At 69.0% G+C, this 24,691-nt stretch carries 11 protein-coding genes; 8 read left to right on the forward strand and 3 right to left on the reverse strand.

The genetic code is table 11. The annotated features are described in order from the left end of the window. Positions 1-20: 20 nt before the first annotated feature. Positions 21-2,990: a calcium-binding protein gene (locus G0D83_RS30955; RefSeq protein WP_164198554.1), complete on the forward strand. Its 2,970-nt coding sequence runs from the start codon at positions 21-23 to the stop codon at positions 2,988-2,990. Positions 2,991-3,041: 51 nt separating this feature from the next. Here the strand turns inward: G0D83_RS30955 and epsE are convergent, their stop codons facing one another. Continuing rightward, positions 3,042-4,250: an exopolysaccharide biosynthesis GT4 family glycosyltransferase EpsE gene (gene epsE / locus G0D83_RS30960; protein WP_164198685.1), complete on the reverse strand. Its 1,209-nt coding sequence runs from the start codon at positions 4,248-4,250 to the stop codon at positions 3,042-3,044. Positions 4,251-4,401: 151 nt separating this feature from the next. Here epsE and G0D83_RS30965 point away from each other — a divergent pair, with 151 nt between their 5' ends. From G0D83_RS30965 to G0D83_RS30995, 7 genes are all read left to right on the forward strand, one after another. Then, positions 4,402-5,268 (forward strand): glycosyltransferase family 2 protein, encoded by an 867-nt coding sequence (locus tag G0D83_RS30965; RefSeq protein ID WP_164198555.1) that lies wholly within the window; start codon positions 4,402-4,404, stop codon positions 5,266-5,268. Continuing rightward, the gene (locus G0D83_RS30970; RefSeq protein WP_164198556.1) at positions 5,265-6,632 is read left to right on the forward strand and encodes an oligosaccharide flippase family protein; all 1,368 of its coding nucleotides are present in this window, start codon (positions 5,265-5,267) and stop codon (positions 6,630-6,632) included. Before G0D83_RS30965 ends, G0D83_RS30970 begins: the two co-directional genes overlap by 4 nt. A 268-nt stretch (positions 6,633-6,900) precedes the next feature. Further along, on the forward strand, positions 6,901-13,296 hold the full coding sequence (locus G0D83_RS30975; protein WP_164198686.1) for a type I polyketide synthase: 6,396 nt from the start codon (positions 6,901-6,903) through the stop codon (positions 13,294-13,296). A 3-nt stretch (positions 13,297-13,299) separates the two neighbouring features. Next, positions 13,300-14,313, forward strand: coding sequence for a glycosyltransferase family 2 protein (locus G0D83_RS30980; RefSeq protein ID WP_164198557.1), 1,014 nt, complete (start codon positions 13,300-13,302; stop codon positions 14,311-14,313). Then, positions 14,313-19,031: a MupA/Atu3671 family FMN-dependent luciferase-like monooxygenase gene (locus tag G0D83_RS30985; protein WP_164198558.1), complete on the forward strand. Its 4,719-nt coding sequence runs from the start codon at positions 14,313-14,315 to the stop codon at positions 19,029-19,031. Before G0D83_RS30980 ends, G0D83_RS30985 begins: the two co-directional genes overlap by 1 nt. Position 19,032: 1 nt before the next feature. Beyond that, positions 19,033-19,689, forward strand: a complete 657-nt coding sequence (locus tag G0D83_RS30990) for a 4'-phosphopantetheinyl transferase (protein ID WP_164198559.1) — start codon at positions 19,033-19,035, stop codon at positions 19,687-19,689. A gap of 221 nt (positions 19,690-19,910) precedes the next feature. Next, a complete protein-coding gene (locus tag G0D83_RS30995) occupies positions 19,911-21,221 on the forward strand; it encodes a Wzz/FepE/Etk N-terminal domain-containing protein (protein WP_164198560.1) in 1,311 nt (436 codons plus the stop codon). Positions 21,222-21,283: 62 nt separating this feature from the next. Here the strand turns inward: G0D83_RS30995 and G0D83_RS31000 are convergent, their stop codons facing one another. Then, entirely contained in the window at positions 21,284-22,375 is a 1,092-nt protein-coding gene (locus tag G0D83_RS31000) for a CpsD/CapB family tyrosine-protein kinase (RefSeq protein WP_164198561.1), read from the reverse strand. A 208-nt stretch (positions 22,376-22,583) separates the two neighbouring features. Beyond that, a complete protein-coding gene (locus G0D83_RS31005) occupies positions 22,584-24,689 on the reverse strand; it encodes an NAD-dependent epimerase/dehydratase family protein (RefSeq protein WP_164198562.1) in 2,106 nt (701 codons plus the stop codon). Positions 24,690-24,691: the final 2 nt, after the last annotated feature.

Consider the following 24,691-nt stretch of genomic DNA (forward strand, 5'->3'; position numbering starts at 1 on the left):
GGTTGTTTCGGGGGAATTTCATGGTCGGGCGTTTTCTGAGGGCAGCATTGCTGGCTGCCGGCTGGCCCCTTGCAGCGCTGGCGCAGGAGGGCGGCAGCCCCGAGCGCGAGGTCTATGTCTTCGGCAACTCGCTGGTGCATTTCCTCGGGCAGGAGGCGCATAGCAACACGCCCTACTGGCTCGCGCAGCTGGCGCAGGCAGATGGCGCGCGGCTGTCGCTCGACGGGCAATGGGGTTTCCTGCGCGACTTTTCCGACAACCTGCCACCCGAGCCGAACTGGACGATCCCTGGGGTGAGTAACCATTGGGACCCGGGGCGGGGCGCCTTTGGCGATGCGGGCTTCGACGCGGTGCTGATCACCCCGGCGAACTTCCTGCAGTACCAGGTCTCGGACGCGCCCTATCCGGGCAACAACCCCTCGGGCACCAGCCCGATGGATGCGATTCTCACCGTCGCCGACTGGGTCGAGGGGCACGCCCCCGGCACGCCGCTCTGGATTTACGAGGGCTGGCCCGACATGGCCTCGGTCGCCGGGGACTATCCGCCCTCGGCGCGGGGGATGCGGCGCTACCACGATTACACGCTCGGCGCCTATGGGGTCTGGTACGATGACCTGCTGGAAAAGCTGCGCGCGGCGCGTCCCGGCCAGCCGGTGCAGCTCATTCCGGTGGCGCGGGTCCTGTCGGAGCTGCTCGAGGAGGGCGGGCCGCTGCAGGACGTGCCTGCGCAGGCGCTCTATGTCGACGATGCGCCGCATGGCACGCCCTCGCTTTATTTCCTTGCCGCCATGGTGACCTACAGCGCGCTTTACGGCACGCCGCCCCCCGAGGGCTATGCGCCGCCGCCCGAGATCGACCGGGAGATCGCCGCCGTCTACCCGCAGATCGCCGCGCATGTCTGGCAGGTGGTCTCGGAGGGGCTGCCCGAGAAGGCCGCGGCGGTGACGCCTGCGCTGGAAGCGCCCGAACAGGGTGCCGCCGAGCCGGCCGCAGACACGTCGCTGCCGCCGCGCCCCGAGCTTGCACTGCCCGACGCCGGGGCCCGCCCCGAGGGTGCCCCGGCCTTGGCCATGGGGCTCAACGGCCTGTCGGACTGGTCCACCCAGCATCCCTTTGTCGACCTGATGAAATCCTCGCGGCCTTGGATTGGCCACTTGCCGGGGCAGTGGGGCGGGGTGGAGATCGACGCGCTCCGCGCCCTTGGTGCGTTGGACGAGAATGGGTGGCCGCTGCGCATCCCCGAGGGGGTCGAGCGGCTGGAGGCCCTGCTGCTCACCGATCAGCCCGAGGCCGCGCAGCACCTGCGCGGCACCTACGTGGTGACCTGGCAGGGCAAGGGCGATCTGCAGCTCACCGGCCGCGCCAGCCGTGTGCGCATGGACGAGGGTCGCGCGCTCTTCGACTACGCGCCGGGCGAGGGCTCGGTGGGCATCTCGATCTCGGCGATCGATCCCGAGGACCCGATCCGCGACATCCATGTGGTGCGCGAGGATCAGGTGCCGCTCTTCGAAGCCGGTGCGCTGTTCAATCCGCACTGGCTGGCGCGCATCCACGACCTGCGCAGCCTGCGCTTCATGGACTGGATGATGACCAATGGCTCCCCGGCGCAGCGCTGGGATGACCGCCCCCGCATGAGCGATGCCACCTGGACCGCCTGGGGTGTGCCGCCCGAGGTGATGATCGACCTTGCCAACGAGGTCGGCGCCGATCCGTGGTTCGTCTTGCCGCATATGGCCGATGACGACTACGTCCGCCGCTTCGCCGAGCTGGCGAAGGCGCGGCTCGATCCGGGGCTCAAGGCCTATGTCGAATATTCCAACGAGGTCTGGAATTTCATCTTCCCGCAGGCGCAATGGGCGACCCAGCAGGCCGAGGCGCGCTGGGGCCGCTCGGAGACGGGCTGGATCCAGTTCTACGCGCTGCGCGCCGCGCAGGTGATGGACATCTGGAGCGAGGTTTACGGCGCAGAGGCCGGCGCGCGGCTTGTCCGGGTGATCTCGACCCACACCGGCTGGCCGGGTCTCGAGGAGCAGATCCTCACGGCGCCGCTGGCCTATCTCGCGCTAGGGCGCGCGCCGCAGGAGAGCTTCGACGCCTACGCCGTCGCGGGCTACTTCGGCTACGAGCTCGGGGGCGAGGAGATGGCGGGGCAGATGGACGACTGGCTCTCGCGCGCCGAGATGCAGGCGCAGGAGGACGGCGAGGCGCAGGGGCTGCGCCGCGTTGCCCTGCGCGAATACGTGAAGGAACATCGTTTTGATCCCGCGATGCTGCCGGTGGCGCTCGCGCTGCAGGAGGGCTCGCTGGCGGAGCTGACCGGCGAGATCCTGCCCTATCACGCCGAGGTTGCCGACAAGGCCGGGCTGCGGCTGGTGATGTACGAGGGCGGCACCCATGTGGCGGCGCAGGCCGAGCGGCTGCAGGACGAGAGGCTCACCGCATTTTTCGAGCAGTTCAACTACAGCCCCGAGATGGCCAAGCTCTACGAGCAGCTGCTGAATGGCTGGATGGCGGCGGATGGCACGCTCTTCAATGCTTTTGTCGACGTCGCCCCGGCCTCGCAATGGGGCAGCTGGGGGGCGCTGCGGCATCTCGACGACGCAAACCCGCGCTGGGACATGCTGATGAGCTACAACGCCGCGGCGCCCACCGACTGGGAAGAGCGCCCCCCGGGCACCTTCGACGACGGGCTGCGCCTGCGCGCCGCGCCTGGGGGCGCGACGCTGGAGGGCAGCGCGCTGCCCGATGTGCTGCTTGGCGGGGCCGGGAACGATCTGCTGATCGGCAAGGGCGGCGACGATCACCTCAACGGGGGCGGCGGCGAGGACCGGGCACTGCTGCCGGGCGCGCTGGGGGAGTACACCTTCTCGCACGATGCGGCGGGGCGGCTGCTCGCGGCGGGGCCGCGCGGGCGGGTCACGCTCTACGCCGTCGAACTTCTGGGCTTCGAGGACACGCCCGAGGCGGAACTCCCCACCGCCGGCCTCTGAGGCCCAACTCTCTTCAAGAAGAGCCGCAAGGGCCCCGGATGGTCTTTGCCGCTACTGCCGCGCGCGCAGGATTTCCTCGACCAGTGTCTCGGCGCCGAGGCTGGCGCGGAAGTCACGTTCGACCCGCTCCCGTCCGGCCGCGCCAAGGCGGCGGGCGGTCTCGGGGTTCTGCGCCAGGTCGCGGATCGCCCGTGCCAGCGCCGTCGGGTCCTTTGGCGGCACAAGCTTGCCGCAATGCCCATCGTCGATCAGCTCGCGCACCCCGCCCGCATCGGTGCCGATCACCGGCACGCCGCAGGCCATGGCCTCCATGTAGGCCACGCCGAGCGGTTCGTGCCAGGAAGCCAGAACGAAGACATGCGCCGAGAGCAGCTTGTCGCGCACCGCCCCCGCGTCGATCGCCCCCAAGAGCTTCACGTGGTCGCGCAGCCGCAGCTTGCGCAGATGTGCCTCGAGCTCGGCGCGGTAGCCGCTGCCGCCGGCGTCATCCTCGCCGGCGATTTCCAGCCGCACGTCGACGCCCTGGTCGAGCAGCTGGCGCATCGCCGACATCAGGTCCTGGTGGCCCTTCACAACGTTCAGCCGCCCGCAGGAGAAAAGCCGCACCGGGCGGCCCTTCTCGGGCGGCACATAGGGCGCGTCGCGGCGCAGCTCCTCGGTGTCGACCCCCATGGGGCGGATCACCATGCGCTGCGGCAGGTTGTCCCCCAGCGCCGCGCGCAGCTCATCCGTCAGCTTGCGGGTGATCACCGTGGCAAAGGCGGCCTCGCGCCATTTCACCCGCTGGCCAGGGCCGTAATCCGACAGCGGGCCATGCAGGGTCAGCGAATAGGGCGCGCCGCCGAGCCTCTTCGCGAGATTGGCCACCAGCGCGGCGCGGGCGCAGCTGTGCACGTGGACGTGGTCGAGCCCATGCCTCCGCGCGTAGGCCCGCAGCGCCTCGGCGGCCGAGAGCGTCAGCGCGGTGTCCCGGGCAAAGCCCGGCCCTTCGCGCAGGAGGTCGCGCGCAAGCCGACCCGGCAGCAGCCGGGCCAGCGTGGTCGCCGCTGCCAGGGGGCGAATCTCGCCAAGATAGGTGGTGCGGGCAATGGCGTCCTTCGACCAGCTGTGCGCGATCAGCCCGCTGGGCGGCACGCGCGTCGACAAAAGGTGCACCTCGTGGCCCATGGCCTCGAGCGCCTGCACCTCGCGCCAGAAGAAGATATGCGTCTGCCCAGGGAACTGGGGAACGAGATAGCCGATCCGAAGATTTTGCGACAGCGGAACCCCCACGCGTCGAACAGCAGGCCGGGACGGCCGTCGACAATTAAACCACAAACTCCCTCAAATCATTCTTTGGCCATAGTTTGCTGGCAAAGCTACCCTGTCCTGGTGCAGGACATAGGCATGTGTGTCGTCCTTGGTACGGATCATGGCATCTGACGAGTATCGGTTTCCTGGCAGCCCCGCGGTTTCGGTGATCCTGCCCGCCTGCAACGAGAGCGCGCTGATCGGCGCGTGCCTGAAGGCTCTGCTGGCCTCGGACTGGCCCGGGGACACCCCCGCGCCCGAGGTCATCGTGGTTGCCAATGGCTGCGTGGATGACACCGCCGCGCGCGCCCGCGGGGCCATCGACGGCTTCGCCGCGCGGGGTTGGCGCCTGCGGGTGATCGAGCGGGCAGAGGGCGGCAAGCTCGCCGCGCTCAATGCCGGTGATGCAGAGGCACTCTCGGGCATCCGCATCTACCTCGACGCCGATGTGACGGTCAGCAAGGCGCTCCTCGCACAGCTTTACGCCGCCCTGAGCCGGCCCGGCGCGCGCTATGCCAGCGGACGGCTGCGGATCACCGCCCACGGCTGGGCCGCCCGCGCCTATGCCCGGACCTGGCGGCAGGTGCCCTTCATGTCCGACGGCGTGCCCGGCTGCGGTGTCTTCGCGGTCAACGCCGAGGGCCGCGCGCGCTGGCCCGAGTTTCCCGACGTCATTTCGGACGACACCTTCGTGCGGCTCAGCTTCACCCCCGAAGAGCGCGCCTCGGTGCCCGCGTATTACGAATGGCCCATCGCCGAGGGTCTGGCCGCGCTGGTGCGCGTGCGTCGCAGGCAGGACGCCGGGGTGGCGCAGGTTGGCAAACTCTATCCGCGGCTTCTGGGAAATGACGACAAGCTGCCGCTCTCGGCCATCGGCAAGCTGCGCATGGCGCTGCGCGACCCGATCGGCTTTGCCGTCTACAGCGGCGTGGCGCTGCTGGTGCGGCTGACCCCGCAGGCGCACCCGGAGTGGAGCCGCAGCCGGTGACCACCACCCTGATCCAACGCTTTTCCGGGGCCTCGCTCGGCGCCCGGGTGCTGCGCTCGTCGCTGCTCACCGTCGGCAGCTTCGGCTTTTCGCAGGCGCTGCGGCTCGGCAGCAACCTGATCCTCACCCGGCTGCTCTTCCCCGAGGCTTTCGGTCTCATGGCGCTGGTCTCGGTCTTCCTGATGGGGCTGATGCAGTTCTCGGACGTGGGCGTCACCCCGGCGATCTTGCAAAGCAAGCGCGGCGACGATCGGGCGTTTCTCGACACCGCCTGGACCATCCAGGTGCTGCGCGGGATCGGCCTCTGGCTCAGTGCCTGCGCGCTGGCCTGGCCCATGTCGCTGTTCTACGACGAGCCGCAGCTTTTGCACCTGCTGCCCGTGGCGGGGCTGTCACTGCTGATCGTCGGCTTCCGCCCGACCCGCATGGACAGCGCCAACCGTCACCTGCTGCTCGGCCGGGTCACCCTGCTCGAGCTTGCCACCCAGACCATCGGTGTCGGCAGTGCGGTGCTTCTGGCCTGGGCCACCGGCTCGGTCTGGTCGCTGGTGCTCTCCGGGCTGATCAGCAGCCTCGTCGAGGTGACCGCCAACTCGCTGCTGCTGGCGGGGGGCCGCAACCGCTTCCGCATGGAGCCAGAGGCGCGGCACGAACTGGTGACCTTCGGCAAATGGATCTTCCTGTCGACGGTCTGCGGCTTCTTCTTCAGCCAGGGCGACAAGATCCTGATCGGCAAGTACCTCAGCCTCGACGCATTCGGGGTCTACAACATCGGCTATTTCCTCGCGTCCTTCCCGATGCTGCTGGGCGGCATGGTGACGCGCAAGGTGCTGATCCCGATCTACCGCGAGAGCCCGCCGCGCGAGAGCCGCCAGAATTTCCTGCGCCTGCGCAAGATGCGTTTTTCGGTGACCGGCGCGCTGCTGGTGCTGGTCGCCAGCTTCGCCGTCTGCGGTCACGGGCTGGTCGATCTGATGTACGACGAGCGCTATCTTGCCGCCGGGGCGGTGACGGTGCTCATCGCCTGCATGCAGATGCCGCAGATCATCGTGCAGACCTACGACCAGGCGGCGCTGGCGGCGGGCGACAGCCGCAGCTTCTTCGTCCTCGCGCTGGCGCGGGCGCTGCTCATGGTGGGCTGCATCCTCGTCGGGCTGGAAACCTACGGGCTGATCGGCGCGCTGCTCGGCTACGGCGCGGCCTTTGCGCTGGCCTATCCGGTGGTGGTCTGGCTGGCGCGGCGCATGGGCGTCTGGGATCCGCTGCACGACCTGTGCTTCGCGCTCTTCGGCGCGGCGCTGGCGGCGCTTGCAATCTCGCTCAACTGGCCCGCCGTCACCGCGCTCAGCAGCCAGGGCTGGTGAGCCCCGCCGGTCTCGCGCCTGCGGCGACAGCGGCCCGAGACACGCGCGGTCGCGCCTGATAGTCTCCTTTGCGGCGGACAGTGCCGTGACCTGTCCCGCTTTGTTTCCCGCGACGGCGGATCACGCCGCATTGCGCCCAATTTTCTCCGTAATCTGTCTTTACGGAGCATGAGGTCGCGGGGTTTGTGCGAGTGAGGAAGGCTTCTTGGACAGTCAACGTGACATCGCCGAGACAGGTATCGCAGAGACGGACATTGCCATCGTCGGCATGGCCGCGCATCTGCCCGGCGCCGCCGATATCGCCACCTATTGGGAGAACCTGCGTGAGGGCCGCCGCGCCATCCGCCGTTTCACCGAGGATGAGTTGCGCGCGGCCGGCGAAGACCCGGGCCTGCTGCGCCACCGCGACTACGTGCCCTTCGGAGCGCCGCTCGATGGTTTCGAGATGTTCGATGCGGAGTTCTTCGGCTTCGCTCCCAAGGATGCGGCGATCATGGACCCGCAGCACCGGCAGTTCCTCGAAACCTCTTGGGAGGCGCTCGAGACCGCCGGTCACGTCCCCGACAGCTTCGACGGCTCCATCGGGGTCTTCGGCGGCGTCGGCATGGGCAGCTATTTCTACGTCAACCTGTGCTCCAACCCCGAGCTCGTCGACAGCACCGGCATGTTCCTGCTGCGCCATACCGGCAACGACAAGGACTTCCTGACCACGCGGCTCAGCTACGTGCTCGACCTGCACGGGCCGTCGGTCAACGTGCAGACCGCCTGTTCCACCTCGCTGGTGGCCACGCATTTCGCGGTGCAGTCCCTCCTGAGCGGTGAATGCGACATGGCGCTGGCGGGCGGGGTGACCATCGAGCTGCCGCAGGGGCGCGGCTATCTCTACCGCGAGAACGAAATCCTCTCGCCCGATGGCGAATGCCATGCCTTCGATCACCGCGCGCAGGGCACGGTCTTCGGTTCCGGCGCCGGTGTCGTGGTGCTGCGCCGCCTCGGGGATGCGCTTGCCGACGGCGATCACGTCTGGGCGGTCATCAAGGGAACGGCAATCAACAACGACGGCGCGGGCAAGGCTGGCTATCTCGCCCCTTCGGTCGATGGTCAGGCGCAGGCGATCGCCGAGGCGCAGGCCGTGGCAGGCGTCAGCCCGGACAGCATCGATTACGTCGAATGCCACGGCACCGGCACCTATCTTGGTGATCCCATCGAGGTCGCGGCTCTGACCCAGGCCTTTTCGGGAAGCGGCTCTAATCAAGGGCATTGCCGGATCGGCTCGGTGAAGACCAATATCGGCCACCTCGACACCGCCGCCGGGGTCGCGAGCCTGATCAAGACCTCGCTGGCGCTGCACCATGCGCAGATACCGCCCTCGCTGAGCTACGAGAAGCCCAACCCCGCCATCGACTTCGAAAACTCGCGCTTCGTGGTGAACGACACGCTGACACCATGGACGCGCGGCGATCATCCGCGCCGCGCCGGGGTGAACTCGCTCGGTGTCGGCGGCACCAATGCCCATGTGGTCCTGCAAGAGGCGCCGCCGCGCCCGGCTTCGGAGCAGAGCGACTGGCCGTTCCAGATCCTCACCCTGTCGGGCCGCAACAAGGCGGCGCTTGAGCAGAACGCGCAGCGCCTCGCCGCGCATTTGCGCGCGCATCCAGAGCAGCCGCTGGCCGATGTCGCCTTCACCCTGAAGCAGGGTCGCCGCGCCTTCGAAAAGCGCCGGGTCGTCGTCGCAGCGAGCCATGAGGAGGCTGCGCGCCTGCTGGAGGAAAACACCCCCCGCCGGGTGCATACCCATAGCGCGCTCGACCGGCCCGACGTCGCCTTCCTCTTCCCCGGCGGCGGCGCGCAATACGCCGGCATGGGGCGCGATCTTTACGAAACAGAGCCTGTTTTCGCCGATTGGATGAACCGCGGACTGACCGCGCTGGCCGAGATCACCGACGAGGACATCCGCGCCCTCTGGCTGCCCGCGCCGGAAGCGAAGGCGGCGGCCGACGAGGCGCTGAAACGCCCCTCCCTGCAGCTGCCGCTGATCCTGATGACGGAAGTGGCGCTTGCGAAGCTCTGGATGAGCTGGGGTCTCGAGCCCGCCGCGCTCGCGGGGCATTCCATGGGCGAGAACACCGCGGCCTGCATCGCGGGCGTGATGAGCTTCGAGGATTGCATCGGCCTTGTGCACCTGCGCGGACGGCTCTTCGACACGGTGCCGGCGGGCGGCATGCTCTCGGTCAGCCTGCCCGCTGAGACGCTGCAGGGCTACCTCGGCGCCGATCTCGACCTCGGCGCGGTCAATGCGCCCGAGCTCTCGGTGGCCTCGGGGCCTGCAGAGGCGCTGAAATCGCTTGAACAGAGACTGATCGCGGAAGGCATCGACTGCCAGCGCATCGCCATCGACATCGCCGCACACAGCCGGATGCTGGAGCCGATCCTCGAGCAGTTCCGCGCCTACCTGCGCTCCATCGACCTCAGCCCGCCGCGCATCCCGCTGACCTCGAACCTCAGCGGCAGCTGGTTGACCGACGAAGAGGCGACCAGCCCCGATTACTGGGTCGAGCATCTGCGCGGGACCGTGCATTTCGCCGATTGCGTGGCGACGCTTGCCGCGCATCAGAGCCGCATTTTCCTAGAGGTCGGCCCGGGCAAGGCGCTTTCCTCGCTTGCCCGCCAGCACCCCGCGGTGCCCGGCCAGCAGGTGCTTTCCTCGCTGCGTCATCCCGACGAAGAGATCGCCGACGACCGCTACATGTTCGAGGTGCTGGGCCGTCTCTGGGCGCTCGGTGCCGAGATCGACTGGGCGCAGGTCTGGGGCGAGGCCCGGCGCAACCGCGTCGTGCTGCCCACCTACGCCTTCCAGCGCGCGCCCTACTTCATCGCGCCGGGCAAACAGGCCGAGCCCGCGCCGAAGCACCTGATGCGCAGCGACAACCTGACCGACTGGGGCTGGAAGCCGGTCTGGCGCCCGCGCGTCGCCGAGGCTGCGCTGGACGTCACCGAGGCGCTTGCGACGGTCGAGCCGCAGGTCTGGCTGATGTTCATGGACGAGGCCGGGCTCGCGGCCCGCTGCGCCGCGCGGCTCGGTGCCGCTGGCCATGAGGTGATCGAGGTGCGCCCCGGCGATGCCTTCTCCCGCCTCTCGGACAGCTCCTATATCCTGCCGCCCGAGCGGGGCCGCGAGGGCTATGAGCTGCTGCTGCAGGACCTTGCGCTTCGGGGGCATGTGCCCACGCGTATCGCGCATTTCTGGCTGGTCACCGAGGGCGAGACTCACCGCCCCGGCTCGAGCTTCTTCCACCGCGTGCAGGAGCAGGGCTTCTACTCGCTGCTCTTCCTCGCGCAGGCCATGGCCGAGGAACCGCTGCCGTGCCCGCTGCAGATGACCGTTCTGACCACCGGCGCCGCGCAGGTGCAGGACGAGCCGCTGGCGCATCCGTCCAAGGCGACCATCGCCGGACCTGCCCGTGTAATCCCGCGCGAAGTGCCCGGTGTGCGTGTCGAAACGCTGGATCTGGTCCTGCCCGAGCGCGGGGCCCACACGCCCTTTGCCCGGCGCAAGCCCGAGGCCGCGCACGAGGTCGCCTTCGCCCGGCTCACCGATCTCGTGCTCGAGGACCTGCTCGCCGAGCCCGGGGATGCGACCGCCGCCCTTCGACACGGCCGCCGGTTCGAATGCATCATGACCCCCGTGCCGCTGCCCGAGGGCGCGCCGCAGCCGGGGCGGGGAACCTACCTGCTCACCGGTGGCTTCGGCGGCATTGGATTGTCGCTCGGCATGGCCTTCGCAAAGCACGGTGCCAAGCTGATCCTCGTCGCCCGCCGCGCCCTGCCTGCGCGCGAGGGCTGGCCGGGATACCTCGCCCGCCACGCGCCGCAGGAGGCCATCGCCCGCCGCATCCGCGCTGTGCTGGCGCTCGAGGAGGCCGGGGCCGAGGTCATGGTGATCGCCGCCGACGTCTGCAACCGCGCCCAGCTTCAGGCCGCGCGGGATGCGGCCGAGGCGCGCTTTGGCCGCATCACCGGGGTGATCCATGCCGCGGGCGTCATCGACGACGCGCCTCTGCTGACCAAGACCCCGGCCTCGGTGGAGGACGTCTTTACCCCGAAGATCCACGGCACGCAGGTGCTGGGCGAGGTCTTCCCCGATGGCGCCACCGACTGGATCGCGCTCTTCTCGTCCTCCTCCACCGTCACCGCCCCGGCGGGGCAGGTGGATTACGTCGCCGCCAACGAGTTTCTCAACGCCTTCGCGCGGTCGCGCGCCGGCGGGCAGACGCAGGTCACCGCGATCAACTGGGGCATCTGGAACGAGGTCGGCATGGCCGCCGAGGCCGTCGCCGCCCGCAGCGGAGATCTGCCTGCGCCGCCCGTGGTGCCCACTGGCTTGCCACTGCTTGGCGACGCCACCTTCGATCGTTTCGGCAACCGGCTGTTCACGAGCACGCTCTCGACGGATGACTGGATCATCGACGAGCACCGCACCCGTGCGGGCGACGCCCTTTTGCCGGGCACCGGCTATCTGACCCTTGCAGCCCATGCGCTGATGGCGCAGCACGAAGACCAGCCTTTCGAGATCCGCGACCTCGCCTTCCTGCGCCCGTTGCGGGTGGCCGCTGATCGCCCCCGCGACCTTCGCCTGCGACTCACCCGCCGCGACGAGGGGTACGGCTTCGAGGTGCTGGCCGATGCAACGCTGAATGGTCGTTGTGGGTTCGCGCTCACGGCGCAGGCGACGCTGTCGCTCCTGCCCCTGCAGCGCCCGGCACGGCTCGACGTGACAGCCCTGCGCGCCCGATGCGCTGCCCCCGAGCGCGCGCCGCGCGGCGGCAAGCTCGCCGCCGCGCAGGACCAGCAGCTTGCCTTCGGGCCGCGCTGGAAGGTGCTCGCCGCCGCGGCGCTGGGGCAGGGCGAGGGGGTTGCCGATCTCTCCTTGCCGCCCGAGGCGGCGCAGGACGGCTGCCTGCTGCACCCGGCGCTTCTCGACATCGCCACCGGCTGGGCGATGGCGCTGATCCCGGGCTGGCAGCCGACCCACCTCTGGGTGCCGGTGTCCTACGCCCGTGTCCGCGTCTACGGTTCGCTGCCGGATCGTATCGTGAGCTGGGTCCGCAGTGCGGCGGACACCCGGGCCGAGAGCGGAACCGCCAGCTTCGACGTCACCCTCTGCGCGCCCGATGGCAGCGTGCTGATGGAGATCACCGGCTTCACCCTCCGCCGCCTCGACACGCCCGAGCAGTTGCAGGCCGCGCCGCGGCTCACCGCCGCCGAGCTGGAGACAGAGGACCAGGGCGCCGCGCAGCCGCTCTCGCCCGCAGAGGAGCGGCTGGCCCACACCCTGTCGCAGGGCATCCGGCCCGAAGAAGGCGTCGAGGGTTTTGCCCGCGCACTGGCGCTCGGCCTGCCGCAGGTGGTGGTCTCGTCAATGGATCTCGACCAGCTCAGACGGCAGAGTGCCGCCGCGAGCCTCGACACGCCCGAGGGGCAGAGCTTCGAGCGCCCGCAACTGGACAGCGATTTCGTCGACCCCGAAGGCGAGATCGAACGCACGCTCGCCGGGTTCTGGCAGGAGCTTCTCGGCGTGCAGAGCGTCGGAGCCGAAGACAGTTTCTTCGACCTTGGCGGGCACAGCCTGATCGCCGTGCGGCTGTTTGCCATGGTGCGCAAGGCCTTCCGCGTCGATTTCCCGATCTCGGTGCTGTTCGAGGCGCCGACCATCCGCCGCTGCGCCGCGCTCATCGCCGAGCGCACGGGCCTCGTGGGCGGCGCGGAGAGCGAAACGCCCAAGACCCCCGAGCGCCGCTTCACCCATCTGGTGCCGATGCACGACGGCGAGGGCGGGCCGCGCCGGCCGTTCTTTCTCGTGGCGGGGATGTTCGGCAACGTGCTCAACCTGCGCCATCTCGCGCATCTGCTGGGGGCCGACCGGCGCTTCTACGGGCTGCAGGCCAAGGGGCTTTACGGCGGCGAGGCGCCCCACGCGACCATCGAGGCTGCCGCCGCCGATTACATCGCCGAGATGCGGCAGGTGCAGCCCGAGGGCCCCTACATGCTCGGCGGCTTCTCGGGCGGTGGGATCACCGCCTACGAGATCGCCCGCCAGCTCGAGTCCCTAGGCGAAGAGGTGGCGCTCTGCGTCCTGCTCGACACACCGCTGCCGACGCGCCGTCCGCTCGGGCGCGCCGACCGTCTGCGCATCCAGTGGCAGGAAGCCAGGGCCAAAGGCCCGCTCTACCCGCTGGTCTGGGCGCGCAACCGCCTGCGCTGGGAGATCGCCAAGCGCCGCGCCAGCGAGGCCACCCACGCCGGGCACGCCTTCCACAACGCCGAGATCGAAGCCGCCTTCCTGCAGGCCGTGGCGCAGTACCGCGTCCGCCCCTGGGACGGGAGACTGGTGCTCTACCGCCCGCCGCTGGTCGGCAAGTGGCAGGTTGGCGGCGGCCGCATGGTGAACTCGGAACGCGCCTACGTGCTCGCCGACAACGACTGGGGACAATATGTGCCCGGGGTCGAGGTGCACGAGGTGCCGGGGGATCATGATTCCATGGTGCTCGAGCCCAACGTGCGGGTGCTGGCTGCGCAAATGCGGCAGGCCATTGCCGAGGCCGAGGCCGAGGCATCTGCCACCGACCGCCGGGCGCCGCCGGTCCCTGCCGAGGCGGCGGAATAGCCCATGCCGCGCGTGCTCGTCATATCGCTCAACTACCGCACGGCGGAGATGACCCTGCGCTCGGCGCAGGCGGCGCTGCGCGCCCTGCAGGGTCTCGAGGCCGAGCTGGTCATCGTCGACAATGCCAGTGGCGACGGATCTTACGAAAAGATGAAGGCTGCGCTCGCGGCAAAGGACTGGGCCCGGGGCGCGCCGATCCGATTGATCGGCTCCGACCACAACGGCGGCTTCGGCGCGGGCAACAACATCGGCATCCACGCGGGATGGTCGGACGGCAGCCGCCCCGACTACGTCTACCTGCTGAACTCCGACGCCTTTCCCGCGCCGGGGGCGATCCGCGCGCTGGTCGCACATCTCGAAGCGCACCCCGAGGCCGGCCTGGCGGGGAGCTATCTTCACGGCGAGGACGGCGAGGCGCATATGACCGCGTTCCGCTTCCCCTCCATCGCCTCGGAATTCGAAGGCGCCGCCCGCTTCGGCCCGGTCTCGCGGCTGCTGCGGCGCAAGGCCGTGCCGATGCCTGTCCCCGCGGGGACACAGCGCGTGGACTGGCTGGCCGGTGCCTCGTTGATGATACGGCAGGCGGTGCTGGCCGAGATTGGGCTCTTCGACGAGACCTTCTTCCTCTACTTCGAGGAAACTGAGCTCTGCCACCGCGCCGCCCGTGCCGGGTATCAGACCCATTACGTGCGGGACAGCGAGGTCATGCACATCGGCTCGGTCTCGACGGGCATGAAGCGCTGGACCCGCATTCCCACCTTCTGGCTCGACAGCCGGTGGCATTATTTCTCCAAGACCCACGGGCGGGGCTACGCGGTGCTGGCGACGCTGTCGCACGCCTGCGGCGGGCTGCTCTGGCGGCTGCGTCGGGTGATCCAGCGCAAGCCCGCCGCCGATCCCGCGCATTTCCTGCGCGACCTGATATCCCATGACCTCCGCGCCCTGTTCCGGCCCGCGGCGCGACGCGCCGTCCCCGCGGGGACAGGTGGCGCAGAGGCGAACGCGGAGAGACTGTGATGGACAAGTTCAGCTCTGTCGTCATCGGCAACGAGTCCCTGCTGGTGCAATGCGCCGGGAAGCTGCACGCCGCCGGACATCGCATCGAGGCGGTTGTGACCAGAAATCCCGAAATCGGGAAATGGGCTTCAGACCTGGGAATCCCGGTCGTCGCTCCCGGTCCCGGTCTGGCAGAGCGACTGTCGCAGCCCTTCGACTACCTGCTCTCGATCTCTAATCTGGACATAATTCCCGCGGATGTGCTGGCGCTGCCCGTGAGGGGCGCAGTAAATTTCCACGACGGGCCGCTGCCGCGGCACGCCGGGCTCAATGCCCCGGTCTGGGCGCTGATCGAGGGTGAAACCCGCCATGGCATCACCTGGCATATGATCGAGGGCGGCGTGGACGAGGGCGATATCCTCGTGACCCGCGGCTTCGACATCTCGGCCAGCGACACCGCGCTGACGCTGAACGCCAAGGCTTTCGAGGCGGCCATCGACAGTTTCGACGAGGTGATCGATCAGCTGGCGACCGACCTGAAACGCCTGCCTCAGGACCTCTCGCAACGCAGCTACCACGCGCTCGCCGACCGGCCCTCGGGCCACGGGCTGCTGGATTTCACCAAGCCCGCCACCGACCTTGCCCGGCTGGTGCGGGCGCTGGATCACGGCGGCTATGCCAACCCGCTCTCTGCCCCGAAGGTGCGGGCCGATGGGCGCATCTGGCTGGTGGGCGAGGCCCGGGGGATCGAGGGGCGTGGCACCCCGGGGGAGATCCTCGAGGCCAGCGACGATCACCTCACCGTGGCCTGCGGCAGCGGCGCACTGCGGCTCGCGCATTTCACCCATCCCTGCGGCGCGCCGGCGCTGGTGGCGCAGGTCGGCAAACCCGGCGGAGCGCTGGATCTCGTGGAGTCGGAGGAGCGCGCCCGGATCGACACCGCCATCTGGACCGTTGCCCCGCATGAACCCTTCTGGCGCGGACGGCTGGCCGCGCTGCGCCCCTTTGAAATGCCGGGTCTCGGTCGGCAGACGGGCGCGATCACCCGACGCACGCTCTCGCTCGGCGAGGCCGATTTCGCCGCGGTCGTCGCTGCCTTTGCCGTGCGGCACGATCCGCAGGGGGTGTGCGACATCGCCCTTGCGGACCTCGCGCTGAGCGGGCTTGCCAAGAGCGGGATACTCACCCCCTGGGTGCCGCTGCGCACCGCGGCCGAGGGGGATGCCAACGCACTGCAGGCGCGTATGGCCGAGGCCATGACCGAGGCGCGCAGGCGCCGGGGCTTTGCCACCGATCTGCCCGCCCGCACGCCCGAGTTGAGCGGTGCGCCACAGGTGCCGCATCTGGGGCTGAGCCTTGCCGCCGGGCCAATCCCCGGCGCGGTGCTGACCGTCGAGCAGACCGCGCAGGGCATCCTGCTGCATGCCGACATCGGCCGCATCCCAGCCGCGCAGGTGGAGTTGATCGCCGCCCGGCTTGAGCTGATCGCGGCGCATCTGACCGGCGACACCGAGATTCGCGACCTGCCGGTCCTGCCCGAGGCCGAGCGCGACATGGTCATCGACCTGTGGAACGCCACTGGCGTGGCGCATGACCGCGACTTGACGGTTCAGGCCGCGTTCGAGGCGCAGGTGGCCAAGACCCCCGGGGCGGTGGCGCTGGTCTTCGAGGGGCAGAGCCTGAGCTACGCCGACCTCGACGCCCGCGCCAACCGCGCGGGGCATGTGTTGCAGACCATGGGCGTCGGGCCGGGCGTGGTCGTGGGGCTCTGCACGCGCCGCTCGATCGACCTGCTGGTCGGGGCGCTTGGAATCCTCAAGGCGGGCGGTGCCTACCTGCCGCTCGACCCGGCCTACCCGGCGGAGCGGCTGCAGCACTACATCGCCGACAGCGGTGCGCCGGTGATCGTCACCCAGTCGGCGTTGGCGAAGACCCTGCCGGAGCATGACGCGCAGCTTCTGCTGCTCGACGCCGACCCGCGCTTGTCGCAAGCCCCGGCCTTGCGCCCCGAAGCGACCAGCGGGCCCGAGGACATCGCCTATCTGATCTACACCAGCGGCTCGACGGGCACGCCCAAGGGGGTGATGGTCGAGCAGCGAAACGTGGTGAACTTCTTCACCGGGATGGATGCCGTCGTGCCGCACGAGCCGGCGGGCACATGGCTGGCGGTGACCTCGCTCAGCTTCGACATCTCGGTGCTGGAGCTTTTCTACACGTTGGCGCGGGGCTTCAAGGTGGTGCTGACCTCGGACGAGGACCGGGGGCTGATCTCGAACGGGCCGATGCCGCTCTCGGACGCGCGCATGGAGTTCTCGCTCTACTACTGGGGCAACGACGACGGCGCCGGCCGCGACAAGTACCGGCTGCTGCTCGAGGGCGCGAAGTTCGGTGACAGAAACGGCTTCTGCGCGGTCTGGACCCCCGAGCGGCACTTCCACGCCTTTGGCGGGCCCTACCCGAACCCCTCGGTGACCGGGGCGGCGGTGGCGGCGGTGACCGAGACCCTCGCGGTGCGCGCGGGCTCGGTGGTCTCGCCGCTGCACCACCCGGCGCGGATCGCCGAGGAATGGGCGGTGATCGACAACCTCACCAACGGCCGCGCCGGGCTGGCACTGGCCTCGGGATGGCAGCCGGATGACTTCGTGCTGCGCCCCGAGAACACGCCGCCGGATAACAAGAAGGCGGTCATCGAGAATATATCCCAGATCCGAGAACTATGGGCGGGGCGGCCTGTCGCCTTCCCGCGCAAGGACGGCTCGACCCATGACGTGGTGACCCAGCCACGGCCCGTGTCGAAGGAGCTGCCACTCTGGCTGACCGTCGCCGGCAACCCGCAGACCTGGAAGGATGCGGGCACCCATGGCTGCAACGTGCTGACGCACCTGCTGGGCCAGAGCATCGACGACGTGGCCGAGATGATCCGTCTTTACCATGCGGCGCTGCGCGAGGCCGGGCGCGATCCCAAGGATTTCACCGTCACCTTGATGCTGCACAGCTACATCGCCGAAACCCGTGAGCAGGCGCGCGAGACCGCGCGCGGGCCGATGCGCGAGTACCTGCGGTCCGCGGCGGCGCTGATCAAGCAATACGCCTGGGCCTTCCCGGCGTTCAAACGCCCGAAAGGGGTGAACAACGCTTTCGATCTGGACCTCGATATTCTGGAGCCCGACGATCTGGAGGCCATTCTCGATTTCGCCTTCGAGCGGTATTTCACCGAAAGCGGGCTCTTTGGCACGGTCGAGGACGCGCTTGAGCGCACCGAGCAGCTGAAACGGATCGGCGTGGGAGAGATCGCCTGCCTGATCGACTACGGCATCCCGGTCGAGACCGTGCTGCAGGGTCTGAGGCCGCTGGCCGAGGTGGTGAAGCGGGCCAATGTGGCGCCGGAACTGGCGGAGGAGGACTTCTCGATCGCCGCGCAGATCCTGCGCCATGGGGTGACGCATATGCAGTGCACCCCGTCGATGGCGCGGATGATCGCGATGAACGACGAGGCGCGCTATGCGCTGTCGAAGGTGGCGCACCTCTTTCTCGGCGGCGAGCCGCTGCCCGGCGCGCTGGTCGAGGAGTTCGGGCGGATCACGGACGCTTCGATCACCAATATGTATGGGCCGACCGAAACGACGATCTGGTCCTCGACCGAGGACGCGCGCGCGGACGAGGGCGTGGTCAACATCGGCCTGCCGCTGGCCAACCAGCAGCTCTACGTGCTGGACGAGGCGCAGCAGCCTGTGGGCGTGGGCGTGCCGGGCGAGCTCTGGATCGGTGGCGAGGGGGTGACGCGCGGCTATTGGGGACAGGAGGCGCTGACCGGGGAACGCTTCGTGTCCAACCCGTTCCATTCGGGCCGTATGTACCGCACCGGCGATCTGGTGCGGCGGCGGATGGATGGGCGGATCGACTTCATCGGCAGGGTCGACCATCAGGTGAAGCTGCGCGGCTACCGCATCGAGCTGGGCGAGATCGAGGCCGTCATGGAGGCGCAGCCGGGGATTGCCCAGGCAGTTGTCGTGGCGCGCGAGGACAGCCCCGGCGATCTGCGGCTCGTGGGGTATTACACCGCGTCCGCCAAGGTGGACGAGGGCGGGCTGCGGGCCGCGATGGGCAGCGGGTTGCCGGCCTTCATGGTGCCCGCGCATTTTGTCAGGCTCGACGCCTTTCCCCTGACGCCGAACAAGAAAGTCGACCGCAAAGCGCTGCCCGCGCCCGTGGCGCGGCGGGGGACTCCGACACCGGTCGATGCACCGATGGCCGCCCCGTCGGCCCCCGCGTCGCCCCCCGCGCAGACGGTGGACACAACGCGGGTCGAGGCAGAGATCGCCGAGATCTGGTCGACCGTGCTGGGGGTGCAGGGGCTCTCCGGGCGGGACAATTTCTTCGAGCTGGGCGGGCATTCGCTGCTCGCGGTGCAGGCGCATCGGGCGATCCGCGACGGGCTGGGGGCGAAGGGCCTGTCGATCACCGACATCTTCCGCTTCCCGGTGCTGGCGGACCTGGCCGAGCGGGTCGCGGGGCTTACCGGCGGCGTGGCTGCGCCCGCGCCCAAGCGGGCTGCACCAGAGGGACCGGTCGTGCCGAGCGCGCCTGAGACTGAGACCGAGACAGCGACAGAGACGGGGGTCGGGACGGAGACGGGTCGCGCCGCGCCGGAGGTGGCTCCGCCGCTCAACCCGCGCGCACAGATGCGGGCGGACCTCATGAACCGGCGTCGCGAGATGCGCGCCAAGAGGCGCGCGTGACATGGTCCGGCCCGAGGATCTCAGGGATCTGCTGAATGGGGTCACGCTGCCCGGGGGTCTGGTCTGGGCGGTGTCGGAGCCGGTGGAGGATCTGTCGGAGCTTTTCCCCGAGGAACGCGCCAGCATCTCCCGGGCGGTCCCGAAGCGACAGGCGGAATTTGCCGGTGGCCGGCTGGCGGCGCGTGCGGCGCTGCGCCAGCTCGGCCTGCGGGACGTTGCCATTCCCAAGGGTGCGGACCGGGCACCGGTGTGGCCCGAGGGCGTTGTCGCCAGCATCACCCATACCGAGGGTCTCTGCCTTGCCATGGCGGCAAGGGCGCGGGACTGGCGCGGACTGGGAATCGATCTTGAGGTCGATCGTCCGATGCGCTCGGAGCTGATCCGCAGCATTGCCAGCGTGCCCGAGCTGGCGCGGCTCTCGCCGATGCCTTTCTCGCGTGCCGGAGTGAGAATTTTCAGCGCCAAGGAGGCGGCCTACAAGGCGCAGTACCCGCTGACCGGCGCGCTCTTTGGTTTCGAGGCGATGGAATCGCGCCTGCCGCTGGGGGCGATGCGAATGGTGGCGGAAATGGGGCTTGGGGCTGGGGCGACTTTGCCGATGCTCCAGATCGTGAAATTTGACCTGATCGTGTCGATCTGCACCCTTCCCAACGAGTGATAGGCGAAAAATCCCTATTTTATGTCCTAAATGTGACCGTGATCCCGACATTGGACACGAAGTGTTTCCCGATTGGCCCGGTATAAAGATGGCGTAAACCGGGCGAAATTGTTAGATTTTGACATGAAAGCGGCGCGCCTACCCTTGGTCCCAACCCCAAATTGGCCGGGGCAGGGGCGCCGCTTTCCGATCGCATTGGGGGCCATTGCGGGAGTTTTGTTGTGAACCAGTTCCAGTCGTTTTCCGAGGTGCTCTCCGCAGTGCGCCGCCGTTTTGTTCTGATTGCCCTGACCTTCGTGGTCGGCACGGCGATCGCCGTGTTCTTCGCGCTGAACCAGCCCAAGCTCTACGAGGCGACGGCGGTGGTGCAGATCGAGGAAGCGCAGGTTGCGCCCAATCCGACCAGCGCCACAGGCGCGGCTGAGTCCGCTTCTCGGCGGGTACAGCTCATCGAGCAGCGGATCATGTCGCGCGATAACCTCGTGCGCATCATGCAAGAGCACGGGTTGTTCGTGTCCGGTCCCGAGATGCCGATGAACGAGCGCGTCTTCCGTATGCGCGAGTCGGCCTCGATCCAGGAAATCCGCGCCACCCCGAATGTCTATGCGCCGCAGAACCAGCCTTCGGGGCTGATGATCACCGTACGGCTCGACGATCCGCAGAAGGCTGCGGACGTGGCCAACGAGCTGATGTACTCGGTGATCGACATGTCGCGCAGCCGAAGCGAGACTCGGGCGCGTGACGCTCTGGCCTTCTTCGAGGCTGAGGACGCGCGGGTCGAGGCCGAGATCGAGGCTATGGATGCCCGTATCGCCGAGTTCAAGAAGCAGAATTCCGAAGCGCTGCCTTCCGCGCTGACCGCCATGCGCGACCAGCTCGGCACGCTCGAGGACAACAAGCTGCAGCTCGACCGGGACATCGTCGCGCTGCAGGCCAATTCCGCCCGCCAGCGCGAGGACGTGCAGGCCCGACAGCTGGCGTTGCTCGAAGAGCAGAGGCAGTTGGTCGCGGTGCGCATCGACGGCATCGAAGAGACCCTCCGCCGTGCCCCCGAGGTCGAGCGCGAACTCAGCGGGCTGGAGCGCGAGCGCACGCAGCTGCAGGACCAGTACAGTGTGATCACCCGCCGCAAGGCGGATGCCGAGATGGGCCAGATGCTCGAGGACCGGCAGCAGTCGGACCGCTTCGAGGTGCTCGAGACGGCGCTGGTGCCCGAGGTCTCGGCCTCGCAGAGCCGCCGCAAGCTGGTGGCCGTGGGCGCCGTGGCGAGCCTGATCGCCGGGTTAATCGCGGCCTTTGCCGCCGAGATGATGAACCCGGCCCTGCGCAGCGCGGCACAGATGGAACGGGTGCTCGGGATCCAGCCCGTGGTGGCGATTCCGCCGGTGAAAAGCCGCCGCGACCGTCGCGGCAGGGGTCTCGGCGTCGCTGCGCTGCTGCTGGCTTTGGGGGCCGCGCTCTTTGGCGTGCTGCGCCTGCTGGGCGACAGGTTGCCGATGATCGAGCGTTTCTTGCCGCGCGTCGGGGCCTGAGCCAAGCTGCCCGGCGACAGGGTGAGCTGAGACGGAAAAGGCGGGCCCGGGGCCCGCCTTTCTCAGTATTGGTACTTCTTGAGGTTGGTGCCCTCGGCCTTGTTCAGCACCATGCCGAGCAGCGGCGTATCGGTGCCGAGGCGACGCTCGACCTCGCGGATCTCGCGCTCGGTGGTCAGCCCGCCGCCGACCACCATCAGCACCCCGTCGATTTGCGGCCGGAAGGCCAGAACATCGTCGTAGTAGAGCGCGGGTGGCAGATCGAAGAGCATCACGTCGGGCTGCAGCCGCGCCTCGATCGAGGTGATCACCTCGGCGGTGGCTGGCGCGTTGAGCAGCTCGGCGGCGTAGGGCTCGATGACCTCGTTGAAGCCGAAGGCGATGTTGTGCCCGGCGTGGATGTGGTTCTCGCCCATGCGCAGCAAGTGCGCCTCGGGAGGGATCACACCGCGCAGCAGCGCCCCCATGGCACCGGGCGCGCGCATCCCCATGACCTTGTGCAGTGACGGGTTGCGCAGGTCGAGATCCATCAGCAGCGCCCGCAGCCCCTCTTGCCGCGACATCGAGATGGCGAGGTTGGCGGCGGTGAACGTCTTGCCGCAGCCCTTGCTGGGCGAGGTGATGCCGACGCGGGTCCAGCCGTTCTCGGCCAGCGCCTGGGTCAAGCGGGTGCGCAGCACATCAAAGGCGGCATGGGCCGGGTCTTCGCGGCTGGCGGTGATGATGCGGTTGCGCTCGAGATGGACGCTGTCGATCTCGAGCACCGGCAGCCGGTCCCAGAGCGCCCCGGCTTGGGGCGTTGCGCGGCGGGTGATCGGGCGGCGCGGGGCGGGGACGGGCTCGGCCGCCTCCGCGCGGGGCGCGGGCGGCTCGGGCACAGGGCGTGGCGTCACGGTACGGGCGCGGGTCGCGGCGGGCTGCCGGCGGGCGGTCTCCATCTCCGCGCGGTGCTGCTCAGTCTGGATCTGGGCAACCCGGATTTGGTCGGCCCACATCTGGTCTGCGCGGCCCTGTTCGGTGCGGGCGTCTTCGGCCTCGCGCTCGGCTTCGCGGCGGGCGAGCCGGTCGGCGCGGCGCTCGAGCGGGAAGATCGGCGGATCCTCCGGCGTCTCATCGACCCGTTTCCGACGCTGGAACTTGCGGCGTTCTACCATACTCGTCTCTCCGCACCTCACACGCGGGCACCCCACCTGCGGCGCCCCTGCCCGATCGGCAAGGAGACCGCCTGCTTTCAGGCCGGCGGCGCCGGGCCACACCCGACGTTCTTACGGCCCATGCACTCATGACCATTCGTGTCATAACGCCATGAGATTCGGTCAACAATAAGGAGGAAATGGGCGCAGTGGCCGCGCAACCGTCCCCCTAGAACCCGAAGAGATTTGCTTCGGTGACGGCTCTTTCGATGAAACGCCCGCGGTCCGCTTCGGGTTGCCAACCCAGCACGGCTTTTGGCTTGTCGTTGACGAAGGGCGAGAAATGCGCGCGGCTCTGCCAGTCGGCCAGCGAGGGGCGCACCAGCCCTTTCTTGCGCAGGGCGTATTTCTTGAGCCCATATTTGACCGCGTCAGCGGCGTAAAAGATCGAAAGGTTGCCCGAGCTTACGCGGATGCGGGCGCCGAGCCTTTCCTCGATCGCGTCGAAATACCCGCGCGCGGTGAGCATGGGCTCACCCACGAGATTGAAGCTCTGGCCGATGGCCGCGGGGTCAGCGCCCATGCGGAGCAGCCCGTCAGCCACGTCGTCGATCAGCACGAAGGGCAGGATGTTCTGCCCCGGCCCCCAGATGCGCACCGCGCCCGCACCATGCCAGCGGCCGATCCCCCAATGTTGCAACGGCCCGCCGTGGCCCACGACGATGCCGGGGCGCGCGATGGTCACCGGCAGACCGCGCTCGGCGTGCAGCTTGCTCAGCTGGCGCTCGCATTCGGCCTTGGAGCGGGCGTAGAGGTTGCGGCCCGTCATGTCGTCCGGGAAGCGGGTTTCCTCGGTGATCTGCACATGCGGATCGGACATGTCATAGCTGGCGATGGTGCCGGTGTAGACCAGCCGCTTCACCCCCGCCGCCTCGCTGGCCATGGCGATGCGGGTGGAGACGCCGACATCGTTGACCAGCGCCCCGGCCCAGGTCGTCTCGAGCGAACGGGCAAGGTTGTAGACCGTGTCGATGCCCTGCATGGCCTGCGTGAGCGCGTCGAGATCATGGAGCGAAACGCCGACCGTCTCTACCTGATCGGGCAGGTCGGGGAAGGGGCCGTGGCGCCCGCGCGAGAGCACGCGCACGTCCTGGCCCTCGGCCACCAGTCGCCGGGTCAGGGCGCGGCCGATAAAGCCGGTGCCGCCGATCACCATGGCGGTGGGCCGCGGCTTACGGGTCTGCACGGCGGGCGCTTTCACGTCCAGCGTTTCGGGGGGGAGCTTGGCGATGGCGGCCTCGAGGGCCTCCATGACCGCGACGGCGCTCTGCGCCGAGAAGCGGGTGTCCTGCGGCTGATCCGCGGCGAGCGGGCCGTAGATGGCCGCCATCATGCCGCGGAAGCTCTGGGCGTAGGGGCCTTTCTGGTTCAGCGATACAGTCTGGATCGCGGCGTTGCGCAGACCTTCGCGCAGGTGTTGCCAGCTTTGGTCCAGTTGCCGCCGCAGGGGGTTCATGATGAGGTCCGAGGCATTTTCGCGGTCCACCACCAGCGTGTCGGCCGCATAGTCGAGACGCGCCCGCCCCGAGGAGCCGCGCAGGGTCACCGAGCGGTCGTCCACCGTCTCGACCATCGACAGCTGGAAGGTGATCTCGACCCCGCCGGCGCGGGCGAGGATGCGGAAGCCCTGCGGGCGGAGGTCATCCCCCGGAAGCGCGATCGGCTTGGTCGCCTCGGCATTCAGGATGTCGAGCGGGCCGAAAAGATCGACGGCAAAGGCAAAGGGGTGCGGCCCCAGCTCGAGCAGCAGGTTCTTCGGCGCGCGCAGCAGCCACAGGCTGAACGGGCCCGAGCGCAGCGGCGCCAGCGGCAGCGCCCAGGTGATTTCGGCCTGCGAGACGCGGCCATAGGTGCCGGCCTGCAGCGCCTCTTTCATCCGGACGTAGGAGGGCAGGCCAAGGAAGTTGTGCCCGGGGTGAAAACGCTTGCCCGCGGCCTCGGCGGTCTCGGCAATGGCACGGGTCTCTGCAAGGCTCACCGCCACGGGTTTTTCGACCAGCACGTGCAGCCCCGCCCTCAGGCATTGCTGCGCCAGCCCCGCGTGCAGCTGCGGCGGGGTGAGGATATGCACCGCGTCGCAAGCGCCGGAGGCGATCAGCGCCCCGACGGAGGTAAAGGGGACGGCGCCATAGGCCATGGCCAGCCCCTCGGCGGCGGGTTCCGACAGGTCACAGACCGCGGTGACATGCGCGCCCTCGGTCGCCTTCAGTGCATCACCGTGCCAGCTGGCGATATAACCGGCGCCGATGAGGCCCACGCGGATCGGTTGAGGCATGA

This window comes from Salipiger sp. PrR003, from assembly GCF_010500785.1.
Lineage (GTDB): Bacteria > Pseudomonadota > Alphaproteobacteria > Rhodobacterales > Rhodobacteraceae > Salipiger > Salipiger pacificus_A.

Excerpts from the sequence above, each read along its gene's own strand:
- G0D83_RS30980 (WP_164198557.1), top strand. The coding sequence starts at position 13,300 with ATGCCGCGCGTGCTCGTCATATCGCTCAACTACCGCACGGCGGAGATG.
- G0D83_RS31005 (WP_164198562.1), bottom strand. The coding sequence starts at position 24,689 with ATGCCTCAACCGATCCGCGTGGGCCTCATCGGCGCCGGTTATATCGCC.
- G0D83_RS30975 (WP_164198686.1), top strand. The coding sequence starts at position 6,901 with ATGGCCGCGCATCTGCCCGGCGCCGCCGATATCGCCACCTATTGGGAG.
- G0D83_RS30955 (WP_164198554.1), top strand. The coding sequence starts at position 21 with ATGGTCGGGCGTTTTCTGAGGGCAGCATTGCTGGCTGCCGGCTGGCCC.
- G0D83_RS31000 (WP_164198561.1), bottom strand. The coding sequence starts at position 22,375 with ATGGTAGAACGCCGCAAGTTCCAGCGTCGGAAACGGGTCGATGAGACG.
- G0D83_RS30965 (WP_164198555.1), top strand. The coding sequence starts at position 4,402 with ATGGCATCTGACGAGTATCGGTTTCCTGGCAGCCCCGCGGTTTCGGTG.
- G0D83_RS30985 (WP_164198558.1), top strand. The coding sequence starts at position 14,313 with ATGGACAAGTTCAGCTCTGTCGTCATCGGCAACGAGTCCCTGCTGGTG.
- G0D83_RS30990 (WP_164198559.1), top strand. The coding sequence starts at position 19,033 with ATGGTCCGGCCCGAGGATCTCAGGGATCTGCTGAATGGGGTCACGCTG.